This is a genomic window from Hymenobacter montanus, assembly GCF_014699115.1.
Lineage (GTDB): Bacteria > Bacteroidota > Bacteroidia > Cytophagales > Hymenobacteraceae > Hymenobacter > Hymenobacter montanus.
In genome coordinates this window covers 367,386-387,061 of the sequence record NZ_JACXAD010000001.1, presented here as the reverse complement: position 1 = coordinate 387,061, position 19,676 = coordinate 367,386, and the positions used below count along the sequence as shown (strand labels likewise).

Below are 19,676 nucleotides of genomic sequence, written 5' to 3'. Positions count from 1 at the left end.
CTCCCACGACCGAAGGTTACGCCTGGGGCACGGAATTACGGCCGTCCTGCTCGCGCAACAACCGCTCGTATTCCCGTTGGGTGCGCTGGGGCTCGCTCAACCCCCCGTAGGCCGCCAGGCCGTTCATTGCCAGGCCCAGCCCCCAGAAAGCCCCCGCCCACACCGGCCACGGCACCAGTCCGTCGCGCCCCTGGTCGGTCAGGGCCCAGATTACCCAAAAACCGGTATTTATGACCAGGTACACCACCAGGTGCGATTTAAATTTGGCGCGGGCTTTGGCCTTCTGCCACAGGTAAGGGTCGCGGTTCAGGGGTTCCATGAGCGTAAGAGTTTTAAGGGTGGAGTGATTAAACTTGCTGGTCAAAGCTACCGGGTCACGATAGGGAAGAGCCAATTCCTGTTGCCGAAGTGTAGCATTACCCCGCTCAAGCGTTGTTGGAGATGGCCGAAGCGCGGGCAGGCTGGCTTTGGAACGAACCGCGACCGATCTCGTTAACTGCGCTCACTGGCTTCAGTCCGAGTCCATTACCAAGGCATCCGTTCGGCTACTCTCTCAACGCTCCGCTATGTCCACCAACTCTTCTTCCGACCGCATTCAGCTCGTGCAAGGCGACATCACCCGCCAAGAAGTCGCCGCCATTGTGAATGCCGCCAACTCCAGCCTACTCGGCGGGGGCGGCGTAGACGGCGCCATTCACCGCGCTGGCGGCCCAGTCATATTGGAAGAATGTCGCGCTATTCGGGCCCGGCAGGGCGGCTGCAAAACCGGCGAGGCTGTCATCACCACCGGTGGGCGCCTGCCGGCCGCCCACGTCATCCACACCGTGGGCCCGGTGTGGCACGGCGGCCACCGGGGCGAACCCGAGCTGCTGGCCAACTGCTACCGTAACAGCCTGCGCCTAGCGGCCGAGCACCGCCTCGACAGTATAGCCTTTCCCGGTATCAGCACCGGCATTTACGGTTACCCGAAAAAGGAAGCCACCGTTATTGCTTTGCAAACAGTTCGGGCATTCCTGGCCCAGAGCCCGCTACCGAAAACGGTGGTCTTCGTGGTGTTCGATGACGAGAGCCGGCGCTACTACGAGCAGGAGCTACGCAGCTAGGCCGAAGGAGGGAGTAGCCCCGAGAGGCTCGGCGAAGTGGCTGCCCAAGGTAGGTTATTGCCTGGCTTATATGAGCCTGAAATAATTAACTGCCAACTGGATATCCCCAGAGCCAGCCGGACTTAGCCGTATAGTTTACGGCTCAGAAGCCAACCTTTCATGGGAGACCGGGGTACAAACCGCGATGTCTGGAGTAGGGCAGAACGGCTGGTAAGGCATGAAAGAAAACATCCTTCTCTTATTTAGGCAGTTGCCCGACGCGCTGACGACGCTGCTCATCGTGGTGGGCAGCATAGTGGGGGGCTTGCTGGTAAGAGGGCTGTTGTTTGGCGGGCTGCGGGCCTACGAACGGCGCCGCAAATCGGCCCTGGCCCGCTCGGTGTGCCAGCACCTGCGTTCCCCCCTGGGCTACTTCCTGCCTATTCTACTGCTGTCGATGCTGGTGCCGTTGATGCCGCTTGATGGGCGGCCTTTCGAGGTGCTACACCGCCTGGTGGAAACAGCCTTCATCGGCAGCTTCGCCTGGGGGCTGATCCGCACCGTGGACGTAGTTCAGGACAGCCTGCTGCGCCACTACCAGTTGTCGCGGGAAAATAACCTGTCGGTGCGCAAGCTTTTTACGCAGCTGCAATTCGTTAAGAAGCTGGTGGTTTCGCTTATCGTCCTCGTCGCCGTGGGCATGGTACTCATGAGCTTTGCCACCGTGCGGCGCATCGGTACGGGCCTGCTCACCTCGGCCGGCATTGCCAGCGTTATCGTCGGTTTTGCGGCCCAGCGCTCCATTAGCAACTTGCTGGCCGGCTTTCAGCTCGCCTTTACCCAGCCGCTGCGCATCGACGACGTGCTGGTGGTGGAAGGGGAGTGGGGCCGGGTGGAGGAGATTACCTTCACTAACGTGGTGCTCCGCCTGTGGGACGAGCGCCGGCTGGTGTTGCCGCTCAACTACTTCATCGAAAAGCCCTTCCAAAACTGGACCCGCTCGTCGTCGCAACTGCTGGGCACGGTGCTTCTCAACGTCGACTACACTATTCCGGTAGAGGCCGTGCGGGCCGAGCTACAGCGCATCGTGGCCGACACCGAGCGCTGGGATAAGCGGGTGTGCGCGCTGCACGTCACCGACGCCAAGGAGCGCACGCTGGAACTACGCGCCCTGGTGAGCGCAGCCGATGCGGGCGCTATCTGGGAGCTGCGCTGCGAAGTGCGCGAGAAATTGGTGGCCTTCGTGCAGCAGCATTACCCCGAGTGCCTGCCCAAAACCCGCTCGATGGTCGACGCGTCGGAACAATACTTGCAGGTGGGCACCGAAGTGTAGCGCCCCGCAGCACGTTAGCTGCTAATTAAAAAGCTGAATAACGATTACCCTTTCCGATGAAGAAAGATGGCCCTTTAGAAATATTGCAAATTGACTGGCAAAGTCACGAATATGGGCTGATTGCCTCAAAAGAAGTGTATATCGCGCCAATCGAAAGCCAGGTTGAAATTTGGATAAATAAAGAACGTAAAGCGCAAATTTTATTTAGCAGAAAACAAAAATTAGCTTTTGATAACTTCCTGGCTATAGATAGTGTAGAAATTCAAAAAATATATGCTGCCCTAAAAAAATATGCATCTGAGCTAATCTCCGACCAAAGAATTACAAAAAAGAGCATTGTTGGACCAACTGCATACAAGCTGAATTTTAGAGCGATTATTATTCCTAAGCAGAGTAGGACTTCGAAGAAGTATGTACTGGTTTTGGCTGATACAAATTGGAAAATCAAAGGGAGTATCTATGATTTAGAAATAGAAATATTGATTGAGAATAATAAATTCGAATTTTTGCAAGAATATTCGGGATTATGGACAAGGCTTGACTGGAACTATTGCTATAATACAAAAGAAAATTAGCGGTAAGGAAAACACCTGTTAATAAGGCATTTGCGTCAGGCAGTTGAAGTATAAACTTCAATAATAGTGCTCCGATTGCCAGCTCAAGCGTAAAGAAAGCGGCAGAGCAGAATGTACCGCTCGCGCTCAACTCACCGCGTCCATTTCTTGTACTCCCTCCACCCGCTGGGCCACTTGCTGCATCAGCCAGAGGGGAGTGCTGGTGGCCCCGCAGATTCCGACAGTACCCGCACCCGCCAGCCAGCACTCGTTGATTTCAGCTTCGCTTTCGATGAAGTAGCTGCGCGGGTTTACCGCGTTTACCACCGAGAACAAGGCTTTGCCGTTGGAGCTTTTCCGGCCGCTGACGAACAGCACCACGTCGTATTCCGTCGCGAACCGGGCCAAGGCAGGCTCCCGATTGCTTACCTGCCGGCAAATGCTGTCGTTTGCGTCAAAGCTTTCGAGGGCGCCGCCCGCGGCTTGAATTCGGGCTTCCATCAGGCCCTTCATTTTGTAAAAGCCCGCCGTGCTTTTGGTCGTTTGGCTGAACAGGGTAACCGGCCGGGAAAAGTCAATCTGGTCGAGGTCGGCTTCGTTCAGCACGATGATGGCGCGGTTGCCGGTCTGCCCGGTGAGGCCGGCAACCTCGGCATGGCCCGGCTGGCCATAAATCACGATCTGGCCGTCCTGGCGCTGGCTCAGGTCGAAGGCATGCTTCACGCGGTTTTGCAGCTTAAGAACCACCGGGCAGCTCGCGTCAATCAGCTCCAGGTTGTTTTGCAGGGCCAACTGGTACGTTTCGGGCGGCTCGCCGTGGGCCCGGATGAGCACCTTGCAGTCGTGCAACTCGGCCAGTTGGGTGCGGTCGATAATCCGCAGGCCCTGCTGATGCAAGCGCTCTACTTCCATGCGGTTGTGCACGATATCGCCCAGACAATACAGCTGCTGACCCTGTGCCAATTCGTCTTCAGCCATCTGGATGGCGAACTCAACGCCAAAGCAGTAGCCGGAATTTTTATCAATCGTGACCTTCATGTTAAATGCTTAACACTGCGCACCAGCAAGGGGTTCGCCGGGGCAAAGGTACTGCCTGCCTGCAGCGTACTCCGCAAAGCCGCCACTCATTTCCTGCGAATGATTGAGCTAAAGCGGAGCTGTATCGAACTTTATATTGTAGCCAAACACCCTGTCGAGCGCAGCTACTCTGGCCTTGAATAGCAGATTAGTCCAGCAGTCGCTATCAAAGAACAAGTTTGCGCGGTTGAAGCATAACAACAGACTTTCATGAACAGGTGAAATAGTTTCTAAATTATGGGAGATAAGATGTTGTAGAACAGTAGCTTCAAGGCTCGCTGAAGTTGTCTCTTAAGAATTAGAGCAGGCTTGAGGACGGCGCCATGCAAGCCGCAGACGGGACCGGAGGGGAAATTGAAGGTCGCATTATATAGGCTAGATCAGAGTTCGTTGATTTTTTAACGGGATTACCGCCATTAGAATCACATTAGCCTGATTAGAATCAAGCCCGCTTACTGGCTAGGTATGATACAACTGGCAGACTACTAGCTGACAAGCTATCAGCTTAGCATCATTCTTATGTAGCTGACTGTGTTTTGCATAGCGAGCACATAGTTTTTGTTAATTGGAATCTTTCTAAAATCGAAAGCTTATTTGTAATCATTCCAAATAAGCTTGCTACCTTTGGGGCATCATTCTACTCTTCCTGTTCATTACATCCCAATGACTTTTAAGTACGCTCCCGCGCTGCTCCTCGCTCTCGCCATTGGCTTTACTGGCTGCGACAAGAACGACAAAGAGGCCACGCCGTCGCTACGCCCTAAAATGGATGCCAGCACTCTGACGGCCTCGTCGAGGTACACGGAATCATTTAAGGATGCCAATGGGCAGTCGACTGTGGAAATGACCGCCTCCACCCAACGTCTGGACATGTTCTCGGAGTTTAACTCGTACATGGCCCTGGTGGCGGTGGCCTCGCCCGCCTCACCAACCGTCCTCGACGTAGCCCGGCTACGGGGGCTCTATGCCAACACCGGCAATTACTTCACCGGCCCGGGCCTGAACGCCTCGGGCCTGCAGCTGCGCACGACCACGGCGGCCTCGTTCCCGGCTAGCAATGCGGAGACCGTGCGCACCTACCTGGACCAGAAGATTACCCAGCTGGCCACCGCCAGCCAGTCCGTCAACCAAGTGGCCACGCCCGGCACTGCGGGTCGTCTGGGCCGCTACCTGGTTGACGGCCAAGGCTACGAGGTCAACCAAGTTATTCAGAAGGTTCTGATTGGCGCCGTGCTGCTCGACCAGATCGACAACGTGCTGCTAAGCAACAACGGCCTGCAAGCCAACAACAGCAAGGTGGTCGACGGCAAGCCCTACTCGGAGCTGGAGCACAATTGGGATTTGGCCTATGGGCTGCTCACGGCCAATCCCATCATGACCACAAACATCAACGACACGCCCCGCGAGCGGTTCCTGGCGAGCTACCTCAATGAGAAAAACGGGACTGCTTCCCCCGCCGTCTACCTGGCTTTCCTAAAGGGCCGCGCGGCCATCGTGAACAACGACGCGGCCGGCGTGAGAACCCAAGCCGAATTTATCCGCACCGAGCTGGAGAAAACTATTGCCTTGGCGGCAGTATCCTACCTGAGCAACTGGAAAGCTGCCTCGGCACTGGACGTAAAGGCCCACGCGCTGGGCGAAGGACTCGGGTTCGTCTACTCGTTGCGCTTCTGCACCAAGTACGGCGTGGATGCGACCTTCTCGGATAACCTCCTCAGCGGCCTGACATCGGGCAGCCAGGGGGCCTGGAGCCTGACCAACGCCCAGGCCGACGTGGCCATCAACGCTATCAAAGCCAAGTTCAGTATTTTATAATTCCCGGTCCGCTTGCCCTGAGCGGCTCAAGACGACGAATCCGGCCGTCCCGGTTGGGTGGTCGGTTGGCCTTCACCACGAAAAAAGCCCCGATGAAAAAGCCCGTTTTGTTTGCCCTGCTGCTTCTGCTCACGGCCGTGGGCGTGTTCAGCTGCCAGAAAACTTCCAGCGGCGATCCGCCCAGCCCTAACCCGTCGCTGGACCGCAAGGCCCTGCTTACGCAGTGGGCCGACAGCCTGGTGAAGCCCGGCTACCAGCGCTTCAACGACAAGCTGGATATTCTCAGCGCCAAGACGGCGGCATTTACTACGGCCCCCACCACGGCTTCGCTGGTGGAGGCCCGCCAGGCCTGGCAGGCCGCCTACCTGGAATGGCAGAAGGTGGAGCTGTTCGAATTTGGCCCGGCCCAGTCGGTGAGCCTGCGCAACCACTTCAACATTTACCCCACCGACGCGCCCGGCATCAACCAAAACATCAGCACGGGCTCCTACAACTTTGAGTTGGCTACCGCTATTCCGCAGCAGGGATTTCCGGCGCTAGATTACCTGCTCAACGGCGTGGCCTTGAACGACGCGGCCATCGTGCAGCAGTACGTGGCTTCGGCCAATCACCGTCGCTACCTCACCGACGTGGTGGCTAAGATGAGCCAAACCTTCGCCCTGGTGTATGCGCAGTGGAATGGCTCCTACCGCGACGCCTTTATCAATAACACGGGCACCGACGCCAGCTCCTCGCTTTCGCGGGCTATCAATGCCTACTCGCTGTACTATGAGCGCTACCTGCGCGCGGGCAAGGTGGGAATCCCCGCCGGCGTCATGACCGGTACTAGCCGCCCGGAAAAGATTGAGGCCTATTACCTGAAGGGTTCGCTGCCGCTGCAACTGGCCACCACGGCTCACACCACGGTGCAGCAGTTCTTCAACGGCCGCGCGGGCCGGCCTTCGTTGAAAAGCTACCTGGACGCGCTGGGCGCCAAGGACAGCCGCACGGGCCAGTTGCTGACTGACATCCTCAATAACCAATTCGGAGTTGCGTTTCAACGGCTCAACTCCCTCGGCCCGGACTTGTTCCCGACCATGACGGCGCGCAACGCCGATGCGGTGGCCTGTTACAACGAGATGCAAAGGGCCGTGCGCTTGATTAAGGTGGACATGACTTCGGCCTTGGGTATCACGGTGACCTACGTCGACAACGACGGCGACTAATGGGGGATAGGCTCCGGCGCTACTTTCAGACGTACACTTCTGCCGCGCCGCTGGCTACGTTCCGGATGGCGTTTGGCTTGCTGGTACTGGTCAGTGTGGTGCGCTTCTGGGCCAAGGGCTGGATTGCCGAGCTATACCTCAAGCCGAAGTTCTTCTTCTCCTACTACGGCTTTGAGTGGGTGAAGCCCCTGGGATCGTACACCTACGGGCTGTTTGTGGTTTGTGGACTGTGCGCGCTACTGCTGGCCCTGGGCTGGTGGTACCGCTGGGCCGCGGTGGGCTTGTTCGGGAGCTTCACCTACATCGAGCTCATGGATAAGAGCACCTACCTGAACCACTACTACTTCGTGAGCTTGGCGGCGTTTCTGCTCGTGCTGCTGCCGGCGGGCCGCTTTTGCTCGCTCGATGCCTACCGGAACCCGGCGCTTCGGCGCAGCCAGGTACCGCGCTGGACCGTGGATGCGCTGCGCCTGCTCGTGGGCATCGTCTACTTCTACGCCGGGCTGGCCAAGCTCAACTCCGACTGGCTGCTGCACGCCATGCCCCTGCGCATCTGGCTGCCGGCCAAAAACGACTTGTGGCTCGTTGGGCCGCTGTTCAACTATCCGTGGGTGGCCTACGTGTTCAGTTGGTTCGGGGCCTTCTACGATTTGACGACGCCCTTTTTCCTGCTCTACCGGCCCACCCGGGCCTGGGCCTACACCGCCGTGGTGGTGTTTCACGGGCTTACGGCCGTGCTGTTTCCCATCGGCATGTTTCCCTACGTGATGATAGCAGTGGCCCTGGTCTTCTTCCCGGCCGAAGTCCACGCGCACGTGCTGGCGCGGGTGCGGGGCTGGTGGAAGCAGGCCCCGACGGAGCCCGCTGCCGAGCTTCCCTTGCGCTATTCGCGGCGGACCGGCCGGCTGCTGCTCCTGGTGCTGGCCGCGTTTTTCGCGGTGCAGCTGCTTTTGCCCTTCCGCTACCTGCTCTACCCCCATGAGCTGTTCTGGACCGAGGAGGGCTACCGCTTCTCCTGGCGCGTGATGCTGATGGAGAAGATGGGCCAGGTGCAGTTCAAGGTGGTGGATTCAGCCACTGGCTGGGCCCGGCTCGTGAACAACGACGAGCACCTGAGCGTGCTGCAGGAAAAGATGATGAGCACCCAGCCCGACATGCTGGTGCAGTTTGCTCACTACCTGCGCGACTACTACGCCCGCCGCGGCGTTCACGCACCTAAAGTATACGCCGACGCCTACGTGAGCCTGAATGGGCGCCTGGGCAAAACCTTCATTGACCCTGCCGTGGACCTGGCCCGCGTCACCGACGACCTACGGCCCAAACCCTGGATTTTACCTTTTAACGATGAGATTTCCGGTTTCTAGCGTGGCCCTGGTGGTGAGCGTGCTGGCTTCCTTTTCGGCCCTGGCCCAGCAGGCCAGCTTGCGGGGCCGGGTGCGCGAAGCCGACACGGGCCGGCCGGTAGCGGGCTGCGAGGTGTACGTGCGGGGCTCCCGGCAGATTGCCCGCACCGACTCGGCTGGTCTGTTCACCATTGCCCGGCTCTCGGCCGGGCGCCAGCAGCTGCAGTTTTCCTCCATCGGCCACGAGCCTTTTAAGACGGAGGTAGAGGCCCCGACGGATGGCCTGGTCCTGGATTTTACGCTTACGCGCCGGGAGCGGCAGCTCAAGGAAGTAGTGGTGGCCGCCCCGGCCACGCGCTTTGGCCCGCAGCACCTGCGCGAGGTGGAAGGCACGGCCATTTTTGCGGCCAAGAAATCGGATGTCATTGTGCCCGACAACCTGGTGGCCAACCTGGCCACCAACAATGCCCGGCAGGTGTACGCGCGGGTGGCGGGCCTCAACATCTGGGAAAACGACCAGGGCGGCCTGCAGCTCAGCATTGGGGGCCGGGGGCTGGACCCCAACCGCACCAGTAACTTCAACGTGCGTCAGAACAACTACGACATCTCGGCCGATGCGCTGGGCTACCCGGAAAGCTATTACACGCCGCCCATCGAGGCCATCAGGCGGATTCAGCTGGTGCGCGGGGCGGCTTCGCTGCAGTACGGCACCCAGTTCGGCGGCCTGCTCAATTTCGAGCTACGCGCCCCCGAACCCGACAAAACCGTGTCGGTGGTGTCGCGGCAGACCGCGGGCTCGTACGGCTTCTTCAATTCCTTTAACAGTGTTAGCGGCACCATTAAGCGGCTGAGCTACTACACCTTCGCGCAGTACAAGCGCGGGGATGGCTGGCGCCCCAACTCCCACTTCGACTCCAAGACGGCCTACGCCGACGTACGCTATCAGTTTACCGAGAGCTTCAAGGTCGGAGCCCAAATCACCCACCTGGACTACCTGGCCCAGCAGCCCGGCGGCCTGAGCGACGCCCAGTATGCCGCGGATGCCCGGCAGTCGAACCGCGAGCGGAACTGGTTTGCCGTGGACTGGAACCTGTTTAACGCCTCGGCCGACTGGAAGCTCAGCCCCCAAGCCAACCTCAACGTGCTAGCCTTCGGGCTGCGGGCTACGCGGAAGTCACTCGGATTTCGGCCCAACCAAGTGGCTCTGCCCGACGACGACAGCTACCTACGCGACCTGATTACCGGCGACTTCCGCAACTACGGCGTGGAAGCCCGCTACCTGAGTCGCTACGCGCTGGGCCAGAAAACGGGCGTGCTGCTGCTCGGTACCCGCTACTACCACGGGTACAACCACAGCATCCAGGGCTTCGGCCCCAAGGGCCGGGGAGCCGATTTCCACTTTGTGGGCCCGGAGGGCGTGACGTTCACCAACAGCTTCTCCGACTTTGAGTTTCCCAATCAAAACGTGGCCGTATTCGCTGAGAACATCTTTTACCTGAGCGATAAGGTTTCGGTCACGCCGGGGGTGCGCTACGAGTACATCCGCACCACCTCGCGGGGCTCTTACGGCAACGTGATTCGCGACAACGCCGGCAACATCGACGCCATCAGGCAGACCGAAGAGCAGCGCCTGAGCCCCCGTGGCTTCGTGCTCGGCGGCATCGGGCTGAGCTACAAGCCGGTGGAGACACGGGAGCTCTACGGCAACATCTCGCAGAACTACCGCTCCATCACTTTCAGCGACATGCGGATTGCAAACCCTTCGGCCGTCATCGACCCCAACCTGCAGGACGAGCGTGGCTTTACGGCCGACCTGGGCTTGCGCGGCGAGCAGGGCCAGTGGCTTACCTACGACGTGAGCTTGTTTGCCCTGCAGTACGGCAACCGCATCGGCGAGGTGCAGACCTACGATGCCCTCGAGCGGGTGCTGCGCCGCCGTGGCAACATCGGGCGGGCCCTCATCCTAGGCGTGGAGTCCTACGCTGAAGTAGACCTGCTGCGCGCCGGGCGCCCCGCGGCCGAGCCCGGGCGCTGGTCGCTGGCCGTCTTAGGTAACCTGGCTTTAACCCGGGGGCGCTACACGCAAAGCGAAATCCCCGGTGTTACGGGCAAGCAAGTGGAGTTTGTGCCAGCCGTCAACCTCAAGGCCGGCGCCCGCGCCGGCTACGGTCCGTTCAAGGGCTCGGTGCAGATAACGCACCTCTCGAAGCAGTACTCCGATGCCACTAACGCCGAACTGGGCGGCATCTCGGCCGTTATTGGCCCCATCCCGGCGTACTCCGTGCTGGATGTCTCGGCCTCCTGGGAGCGGCGCTGGCTCAAGCTGGAAGGTAGCATCAACAACCTCGCATCCACCATTTATTTCACCCGACGGGCCACCGGCTACCCTGGCCCCGGCATCTTGCCCGGCGATGGTCGCAGCTTCTTTCTGACGGTGGCCGTGAAGTGGTAAGCAGAACGAGCCCGGTACGGGCCGTCTATTCAGCTTTCTTGCGTACATAACCGGCGCCATGTTAGCTCGGGCAGCGGTACGAACAGACCGTCTATTCAGCTTTCTTCGGCTACATCCATTGGCGCCGCGTACTGAAAGCTAACGGCAGGCAGGCCATCTATTAACTTTTGGCCCGAACCTCTAAAAGCAAGGGCGTTTACCTGCTGCCCACTCAAGCGCTATGACCGAGCCTAGTTAGTGGGGGCCAGTGGGGTAGCCCGTGCGGCTCACAGCTCGGCAATCTGCAAGTGAATGTCGACGTTGCGCCCGTGGTCGTCGGCGCAGGAAATTTTTACCGACCCGCTCGGTGGCTGAAAGAACACCCGCTCGGTGGCCGAAGCCGCCCGCAGAAACCGGTCGTTCACGTACCAGAACACCTGCCGCACCTCGCTCCCCGCCGCACAGCTGAGCAGCAACTGCTGCTTTTCGCGACGGTTGAGTAGGTATTCGGCATTGGCCACGGGTGAGGTAATGGCCAGGGCGGCGCCCCCTTCCTCATCGGGGTTTCGCACCAGGCGGCAGGCGGGGTTGTGCGGGGGCAGCCGGGTGGCGGGCAGGCCCTGCGATTCGCGGAAAGCCAGCACCTCGGGCAGCGGGTTAGCAAACAGCTGGCGTCGGAAGCCGCTGGCCGGCACGCAGGCCCGGCAATAGGAAATCGTGCCATCGGCCGATACCAGCGCCTCCTTCTGGTGCTCGCAATGCCGGGCGCTCGAGGTGCCCGGCAGGTAGTAGTCAATCAGCTGGTTGGGGCAGTGCTCGCCCGGCACCAGTCCGCTCTCGGCGCACACCAGCCGAAAATCGAGGCTGGCCGGTGGCGCGGCCCAGCGGTTGGGCGAATTGTACGCCAGGGAGTTGAACAAGTCGAATAGCAGGGGTGAGGCTACGTCGGCCCCGGTCAGCGCCGGGCTGCCTTCCCCGCTGAAGTTTCCCACCCACACACCAATGGTATAGTCCCGGTTATAGCCGATGCTCCAGGCGTCGCGGCGGCCGTAGCTGGTGCCGGTCTTCCACGCTATTTTGGGGAGGTGGCGGCTGTTTTCGTAGCCTACCGGCAGGTCGGGCCGGGTGCGCTGGGCCAGCATTTCGGTGATGAGGAAGGCAGCCGCAGGCGAGACGAGCTGCCCCCCGGAGCCTCCCCCCCCAACCCCCTCTCCGCAGGAGAGGGGGTTGGGGGGGGAGGCTCCGGGGGGTGAGGTCAGCCGCACGGCCTGGTACCGCCCCTCATCGGCCAGCGCGGCGTACAGGCCCGTCAGCTCCTCCAGCGTGGTGCCACAGCCGCCCAAAACCGTGCTCAGCCCCAGGCGGGGCGCATCCTGGGCCACCCGCCGGAACCCGGCGTCGCGCAGCTTTTCCGTAAACGTCCCGACGCCCAACTCCGCCAGTAGCCGCACCGACGGAATGTTGAGCGAGTACGTCAGGGCCCGCTCCACCGTCACCTCCCCGCTAAAGCTCTTGTCGAAGTTCTCGGGCCGGAAGCCGCTGAAGTTGGTGGGCACGTCGGGCAGCTTCAGCTTGGGCGTCACCAGGCCGCGGTCCACGGCCAAGGCGTAGAGAAAAGGCTTGAGCGTGCTGCCCGGCGAGCGGATGGCCCGGACCCCATCCACCTGCCCGGCGCTGGCCACCTCCCCAAAATCAGCGGAGCCCACGTACGCTTCCACCGCCCGGGTGCGGTTGTTCACCACCAGCACGGCGGCCTGCGAAATGCCTAGCTCGTGCAGGCGCCGCACGTAGTTGCGGGTGAGGTCCTCGGCCTGGGTCTGGGGGCCGCGCCGCAGCGTGGAGCGGATGATGGCCTGCCCGGGCAGCTGCGTCACCAGCCGGCGCGCCAGGTGCGGCGCCAGGGTGGGGGCCGCGTGGCGGTGGGCGTCCAGCGGCTCGGCTAGGGCATCGGCAATATCCTGGGCGGCAAACAGCTGCTGGGCCCCGAACCGCCGCAGCCAGCGGTTGCGCTCGGCCAGGATGGTGGCGTTGTTCTTTCCCAGCACCAGCCCGCGCGGCTGGTTGGGAATAATGGCTAGCGTCACGGTTTGGGCCAGGGATAAGTAGTCGGGTGGCTGCTGAAAGTACAGGAGCGCGGCCGACTTTACTCCTTCAATGTTGCTGCCGTACGGCACCAGGTTCAGGTACAGCTGCAGAATTTCCGCTTTGCTGTAATGAGCTTCCAACTGCAGGGCACGCAGCATTTCCAGCAGCTTGTTGCTAAACGTGCGCTCCTTGGGCTCCAGCAGGCGCGCTACCTGCATCGTGATGGTGCTGGCCCCGGTGGTGCGGCCATGCCGGAAAATATTCCGGCCCGCCGCCTGAAGGATCGCGAAGGGGTTAACTCCGCAGTGAAAGCGGAAATATCGGTCTTCCTTGTTGATGATGGCCGCTTGCAAGGCCGGCGTTATTTCCGATAGTTCGGTTTTCATCCGCCATTTCTGCGTGGGATTTAAAAAGGCGTGGAGCACGGTGCCGTCGGCCGCCAGCACCACGGGCGAGTACTGCGGGGTGGGCGGCAGCGGAAAAAGACGGTCCAGAGCAAAAGCCAGGAGCACGACGGCCATTAGGGCGACCCCCAGCCGGTTGGCAGCGCGTCGGGTAACAACGCGCCGCCCGCGGCCTTGGTCATTGTTGCCAACCGATGGGTTTCGGGCTCTCATTGCGGTGCGACGATGACAATAAGGATAAGTAGGCAGGAGGGACCCGGGATCATTTCCTACCGGTTTTGCAAAGGTCGGCCTACGGCGCGTTCCTGGCTATTCCCGGCCCCGTGTAGCCGATTTTCCAGGGCAGAAAAATGCAAAGCTCCGGGCAGAAGAATATCGGAGGCAAGGTAGAGCCAGGCTACGCCCGGCCGTTGCCGAGCCACTTCTCCGAGCCCTTGATTCTGACCCGCTAGCCGAAATCAAGCTTGCCTTTGCCCTCGTGCAGGGGCGATTCATTCACGGGCCTCACGGCGACGTATTCGGCCCGGCCAAGTAATTAAGCCGGACCGGATACGTCTCCATTGTGGTGCCGTTGAGCTCGTTGGGTCCATCCCCACATCAACGTTACTGCACCCGCACGGTGCCGGCCCCATTGTACGAATGGTATTCAGCATTATACATCGCGTCGGCGCTCACCGGGCCCAGCTTGAAAGTGCCTTTGCTTACTGCCCGGGCCAGGTAGTAGAACGATTTCGGCTCGCCCGTAGCCGTGGTGAAGAAGTTAATCCGGTCGTCGCGCACGTCGAGGTAGTCGGGCTGGGCGGCATTCTTGGCCCAGTCCAGCTCGCGCACGGCGCCGATACGGGAGTTTTCAATTTCAAGGCCGGCGGGCAGCAGGTCGGTGATGGCCACGTTCTTAACGGTGCCAGCCGCGTCGCCCGCTTCGATGGTGATTTTCACCACCACCAAATCGTTCTGGCGGAAGGTGGGCGTACCCAGGGGCTGGCCGGCCCGGTTCAGGAACTGGCGGCGCACTTTCAGGTAGCTGTCTTCCTCCTTCACGTAGCCGCTGGGGGAGATGCCTTCCACCTCCCAGAAGTAGTAGAGGTTGCCGCTACCGCTCGTGCGCAAGCTGAAGCTGCGATTGGCCACATTGCTGATGGTTATATCCTTGCCCGTGAAGCTACTGATGGTTTTCCTGCCCGCCGAGATCGTGGCCGTGGCGGTGCTTCTGGCATCGCGGCGGGCTACCTTCCCCAGCGCCAGCAGGGCGAACGCCCGCTCCTGGGTGCTGAGCCACCCGGCGTTGCGGAGCTGGCGGCTGAGCTGGCGGGCCAGTACCAGCACTTGCGGGTTATTGGGGTCGGTTTCGAGCAGGGCGTTCAGCACCAGGCCTTCGTCGCGGATGGGCGAGTAGAAGGACCCGTCCAGGGCGCGGCGGGCGGCAGTTTCGCCCCCGAACCGGGCGGGCAGTAAGGCTCGGAACTGACGCTGGTTGCCGAGCAGGGCGTGGGTGCAGGCCAGCAGGAACTTCGAGTCCTGGGCTAGCATCTCGCGGTTGGCGCGGTAGTAGTTCAGGGCCACGGCGTCCTGCCGGCCAGCCAGGGCCAGGACGTAGAGTGAGTAAGCAATTTCCTTGCTGGCAATGGTTTTCTCGCGGGCGATGTTATTGGCATCGAAGTATTGGTAGGACTCCGTTTCGCGCTTTTTGAGGCGGAATTGCAGGTAGCGCAGGGTTTTGTCGAGCACCGACTTGTTCACCGCGAAGCCCGCCCGCTGGGCTTCCTGCAGGAAGTGGGTGGCGTAGGCCGTGGCCCACCAGTTGTCGTAGTCGCCGCCCGGCCAGTAGCTGAGGCTGCCGTTGTAGAGCTGCATGGCCTCAATCTTGCGGATGGCTTCCTGCACGTTATAGTTGGGGTTATAGCGCTGGTTTTTGGCTGCGGCCCCCGTTTTCTGCTGTAGCGAGGCTGCCAGGTCGCCGTAGTACAGCTGCGGGAAAGCCGCCGATACGGTTTGCTCCAGGCAGCCGTAGGGGTACTGCAGTAGATAGCGCAAATCCTTGCTGAACTCGGTCAGCGGCGAGCGGCTGATAACCAGCCGGCTGGTGAGTGAGGTGGGCAGGAAGTCGGTCCTCAGGTTGAGCGGGAGCGAAGAGCCGCCGGCCAGTACGCCGCTGCCGGTGCGCTTTTCGAGCGAGGAAGCGGGGCGGATGGGCAGGTCGATGTTCTCCGAGAATTTTTCTCCGAGTGCTGCCATTGTCGTGGTCAGTCGGCCTTCGCCGATGCCCGCGGGGGCCACCACTCTGAAGAGTACCCGGCGCTCGGCCTTCGGGGGCAGCGTGACATTCTGGTTGGCCTCACCCACCATTCTAAGGGGGCCGGTAACCGCTACGCTGGCCGTGCCCGGCGCATTCCGGGTCGTGGTATTCGTGAAGGTGACCGGTACGTCAATCGTGTCGCCGGGGCTCATAAACCGCGGCAGCGCCGTGGAAATCACCACCGGGTCGGCCACCTTCATCGTGTGCTCGGCGTTGCCGAAAGCATCGTCCTTATACGCCACGGCCATGACGCGCAGCGCTCCCGAAAACTGCGGCACGCGCACTTTATAGCGCACTTTGCCCTCGGCATCCGCCGTGAGCACGCCGCTCCACTTGGCTACCAGCTTCACGCGGCGGTTGGGCACAGGGTTGGTACGGCGTCGCAGGTCCGCGGCGTCGCCCCCGCTGCTGCTCGTGCCCAGCTCCGGCAGCAGGAACGGGTACATGTCGAAGGCCTCTACTTCTAGGGCGCGCTTCTGGTAGAAGTAGCCGTAGGGGTCGGGCGTCTGGTAGTTTTTGATTTGCAGGATGCCCTCGTCTACTACCGCCAGCGTGACCTGGGCCAGGGGCGCGGTGGTAATTTCCACCGTCTGAAAGGTCTGGGAGCGGCTGGTGGCGGGTGCGGCAATGGCTACGGCGAGGCGGGCGCCCGGCTTTTCCACGGTCAGCGGCACGAAGCCGCGGGCCACGGTGAGCGGCACCCGGTTGTCGTTGATGGCGCGGATGGCCGTGGCCGTTACGTACACGTTGGGCACGTGCTCGGCCTTGATGGGGATTTTAACCTGGGCCGATTTCTGGTCCGTGTTCACGTAAAAGTGGTCGAGCACGCTGCCCCGCTCCACCGTTACGAGCAAGCGGCCGGCGAAGGGCGTTTTTAGCAGCAGGTTGGCAGTTTCGCCGGGCTCGTACTTGGCTTTGTCGGCCTCGATGGTTACCTCGCCCTCGTTGTTCACCTCGAAGGAATTAGCCTGGGTGTCGCCGTAGCCGTAGGCGTAGAAGCGCTGGGCCACGTAGCTCACGGCCCCGGGCCGGGCAATGCGCACCTCGTACTCGCCCGAGTTCAGCGGCGTGAAGCTAAACGGCGTGCCATTGCCCACGACCAGCGTACGGCTCAGGATGGTTTGCTCCCGTTGCTGCGAGTTGTACACGTAGCGGCCGCCCTGGCGCTCCAGTACGGTTTCCCAAAGCAGGCGCACCACCTTCACCTCGGCCGAGGCGTTGGTGGCTTTGCCCTGTGGGGTGAGGGCCAGCAGCCGCACGTTGGTAGCCTCCCGCGTGCTCACCAGCTCCGACAAGCGCTCAATGCCGAACAGCGTGGCCTGGGTGTGCACGTCGAAGGTGGCGAGGCGGTTCACGGGCCGGCCGGTCTCGTCGAACACCGTGGCGAACGCTGCTCCCTCCAGGATGCCCAGGTCGCGTAGCTCGGGTACGTCGAAGGTGGCCGTGGCATGGCCGGTGGCGTCGGTCACGCCCTCGCGCACGGTTTTCTCGAAGCGCGAGGTGGGCGAAGTCGTGTTATCGTTGCTGCTCGAGGTGGTTTTGCGCCGGTCGCCGTGGTTGATCTCGAACGAGTAGCCGGGGAAGTCCTTGGGCTGAAAGGTTTTTTCCTTCAGCGAGAATTCCACTTCAAATTTCCGGTCGGCTGCGGGGGGGCCGAACAGGTTTTGGGCGCTGATGCTGGCCGTCACGGTTTGTCCCGGTTTCAGCACCGTGGGCGCGGCGGCCACCGTTACCTTCAGCCGGTCGGGGATGAACTCCTCCACGCTCACTTGCCGGGTGGTCAGCAGCACATCGTTGCCGGTCAGCACTTCCAGCGTGTAGAGGCCGGTCATTACGGCTGGCGGCAGGATAAAGCGGCTTTCAAAGGAGCCGGCCGGGCTCAGCTTCTGCCGCAGGCTGCTATATTCTTTGCCTGTGGGCAGCAGCAGACGAATTTTTACGGGCAGGTTGGCCGGTGGGGTCTGCCAGTCCTCGGTGCGCACCACGGTGTTGGTGCGCACAGTATCGCCGGGCCGGTATAGGTTGCGGTCGCCGTAGAGAAAAGCTTGATAGCGGGCCGCGTTGCTCGTTAGCCCGCCCACTTCGAAGCGCGAAGTCTCGACCCGGCTTTTGCCCAAGTCCAGGAAGGTAAAGTCGGCGTCTTTCACCGCCGTCACCATGCCCAGCCGGAAGCGCTTCATGCTGGCCGCCGAGTCGAAGGCCGCCACCCCGGCCTCGTCCGTCGTGACCGTGCCGATAACTTGGTTGTTGCTGCTCATCAGGTTCACCGTCACGCCGCTCAGCGGCTGGGCTGTGCGGATGGAGTTGGCAAAGACCAGCGTGCCGCCCGTAGCGCCGTGCTTCACGATGAGGCCCAGGTCGGTCACGGCCACCAGCTTGCTTACTTGCAGCCACTGGCGCTCGGTATCCTGCACCCGCACCACGTACAGCCCTTTCATGGCCCCCTGGAATTCCAGGGCTTTGAGGTCGAGGTTGAGCAGGCGCAGCCCGCCGGATTTGGGTAGGCCGCTCACCGAAATGGTGCGCTCGGAAATAACGTTGCCGATGTTCTCGGTGTCGAAGTAACGGTAGCTACGGTCTACGTACTCGCCATCTTCGCCCTCGCTGCTGCCTTCGCCATCGTCGGAGTCCGGGTAGCCGTACGAGGGCTCGCCGCGCAGCAGCTGCTGAATGTTGTTAGCGTACACTTTGGCGATGGTCACCTTTACCTTCTGCACCTCGTTGATGCGCAGCCCCAGGTTGCGGGTACCCAAGGCATCGAGGTACATGGCTTTTTCAGCGCTGGCAAAGCTGAGGCTGGGCCGCTCCGCCGCGAAAGACACCGACTGGCTGTAGGCGTTGAGCAGCTGCCCGCCCAGCATGCCCCGGGCGCCCGCAGCCAGGCTTACCTGGTAGGTTTTACCCACCACGAAGCTGCCTTTCAGGGCAAAGCCGCTTTCCAGCGCCTCCATGGCAAACGACGAGCTGGGCGTCACCGTCAGTAAGGGTTGAATATCGTCCACGGCCACCGGCTGGTTGGTAAGCACCGTTACCACGGCCTCGCCGTTTACCAGCGTGGCCGTCAACTCGCGCACCTCCAGCACCTGCGCCTCGGGCACTTCGAGCTGGGCGGTCAGGGGTTTATCAGTGGCTTTGCCCCCCACGGCGGGTGGTAGGCCGGGGGCTACTTCCACGGTCAGGGACGAGCCGACGCGTATGTCCTGCGTAAAGCTGATACCCAGTAGCTTATCCGGCTCCGACGAGATGAGCTGCACAGCCACCGGCTTACCGTCCTGGGTTACGCGCAGCCGCGAGCGCAAGTCGGCGGGCCGCACGGGGTAGTTAAATACGAGGTTGGCGCGTAGCTCGGCCGTGCCCGCAGCTCGCGCCGAGCGGCCGTAGAACACCTGCGGCGTGGCCATGCTCAGGTAGGGCGTATGGAAACGCCGCCGGTTCAGCGCCAGGGCTTGCTTGTCGCTAGGCATGTTTTCGCTTCGCAGGGCTGCATCGAACACCGTGCTGGGCCGGAAGGGCTCCAACGGCGAGAACGTCAGCTCCCGGTCGCTGGTCCACTTAAACTTACCTTGCACGGCCGGGGTGAACTTCACGTACTGCGTGGTGTCCCAGCGGTTGAGCTGGGCGTCGTTCACCACCGCTTCGTCGAAGGTGAATACCAGGTTGGAGTAGGGGTCAATTTCTTCGCCGTCGGCTTGCTCGGCGGCTTGCTCCTGGGCCGTTTTTTTCGAGCAGGAAGCAGTGGCCAGGAGCGCCAGAAACAGGGTGAGCACCGGTAAGCGGCGCAGGGAGGAGAGGAGCATGAAAGCGGCGGAATTAAAGGGCTGGAAAGGTAGATATAATTTTTAGCTTTTTTAATTTGGCTTTTCAAGTTTGTGCATAATTAGGCGTCCGCCAATAAAATCTCAACTAGCCGTGGTCGGCAACCCTGCCTTTATCTTGCATAAATTACTGGTAAACATAGTGTTGTTGGTTGCGCTCAGGAGCGAAAGGGTAGAGTAGGTTTGGTGATTAACATCCTGCCGCTAAGGTAGGTGTGAGAAACGCGTCGCTCTAT

General features: G+C 61.1%; 11 protein-coding genes. 7 read left to right on the top strand and 4 right to left on the bottom strand.

Going from position 1 to position 19,676, the window contains the following annotated elements:
- Positions 1 to 16: 16 nt before the first annotated feature.
- A complete protein-coding gene (locus IC235_RS01490) occupies positions 17 to 319 on the bottom strand; it encodes a 2TM domain-containing protein (protein ID WP_191003380.1) in 303 nt (100 codons plus the stop codon).
- A 247-nt stretch (positions 320 to 566) separates the two neighbouring features.
- Here IC235_RS01490 and IC235_RS01485 point away from each other — a divergent pair, with 247 nt between their 5' ends.
- From IC235_RS01485 to IC235_RS01475, 3 genes are all read left to right on the top strand, one after another.
- Positions 567 to 1,103: an O-acetyl-ADP-ribose deacetylase gene (locus IC235_RS01485; protein ID WP_191003379.1), complete on the top strand. Its 537-nt coding sequence runs from the start codon at positions 567 to 569 to the stop codon at positions 1,101 to 1,103.
- Between the two features lie 217 nt (positions 1,104 to 1,320).
- Positions 1,321 to 2,415, top strand: coding sequence for a mechanosensitive ion channel family protein (locus IC235_RS01480; RefSeq protein WP_191003378.1), 1,095 nt, complete (start codon positions 1,321 to 1,323; stop codon positions 2,413 to 2,415).
- A gap of 56 nt (positions 2,416 to 2,471) precedes the next feature.
- Positions 2,472 to 2,990 carry a hypothetical protein gene (locus IC235_RS01475; RefSeq protein WP_191003377.1) on the top strand — a complete coding sequence of 173 codons (519 nt, stop codon included), beginning with the start codon at positions 2,472 to 2,474 and terminating at the stop codon, positions 2,988 to 2,990.
- A 126-nt stretch (positions 2,991 to 3,116) separates the two neighbouring features.
- Here IC235_RS01475 and IC235_RS01470 read toward each other — a convergent pair whose 3' ends face one another.
- Positions 3,117 to 4,007 (bottom strand): 4-hydroxy-3-methylbut-2-enyl diphosphate reductase, encoded by an 891-nt coding sequence (locus IC235_RS01470; RefSeq protein ID WP_191003376.1) that lies wholly within the window; start codon positions 4,005 to 4,007, stop codon positions 3,117 to 3,119.
- Between the two features lie 702 nt (positions 4,008 to 4,709).
- On the opposite strand from IC235_RS01470, the gene IC235_RS01465 reads away from it, so the two are divergent.
- The 4 genes from IC235_RS01465 (at position 4,710) to IC235_RS01450 (ending at position 10,861) form a co-directional block, all read left to right on the top strand.
- Positions 4,710 to 5,861: a DUF4856 domain-containing protein gene (locus IC235_RS01465; RefSeq protein ID WP_191003375.1), complete on the top strand. Its 1,152-nt coding sequence runs from the start codon at positions 4,710 to 4,712 to the stop codon at positions 5,859 to 5,861.
- A 92-nt stretch (positions 5,862 to 5,953) separates the two neighbouring features.
- The gene (locus IC235_RS01460; RefSeq protein ID WP_191003374.1) at positions 5,954 to 7,066 is read left to right on the top strand and encodes an imelysin family protein; all 1,113 of its coding nucleotides are present in this window, start codon (positions 5,954 to 5,956) and stop codon (positions 7,064 to 7,066) included.
- Entirely contained in the window at positions 7,066 to 8,430 is a 1,365-nt protein-coding gene (locus tag IC235_RS01455; protein ID WP_191003373.1) for an HTTM domain-containing protein, read from the top strand. Before IC235_RS01460 ends, IC235_RS01455 begins: the two co-directional genes overlap by 1 nt.
- Positions 8,411 to 10,861 carry a TonB-dependent receptor gene (locus IC235_RS01450; RefSeq protein WP_191003372.1) on the top strand — a complete coding sequence of 817 codons (2,451 nt, stop codon included), beginning with the start codon at positions 8,411 to 8,413 and terminating at the stop codon, positions 10,859 to 10,861. The genes IC235_RS01455 and IC235_RS01450 overlap by 20 nt, the downstream gene beginning before the upstream one ends.
- Before the next feature lie 266 nt (positions 10,862 to 11,127).
- On the opposite strand, the gene pbpC is transcribed toward IC235_RS01450, so the two are convergent.
- Positions 11,128 to 13,542: a penicillin-binding protein 1C gene (gene pbpC, locus IC235_RS01445; RefSeq protein WP_223847010.1), complete on the bottom strand. Its 2,415-nt coding sequence runs from the start codon at positions 13,540 to 13,542 to the stop codon at positions 11,128 to 11,130.
- Between the two features lie 390 nt (positions 13,543 to 13,932).
- On the bottom strand, positions 13,933 to 19,422 hold the full coding sequence (locus IC235_RS01440; RefSeq protein WP_191003371.1) for an alpha-2-macroglobulin family protein: 5,490 nt from the start codon (positions 19,420 to 19,422) through the stop codon (positions 13,933 to 13,935).
- Positions 19,423 to 19,676 lie beyond the last annotated feature (254 nt).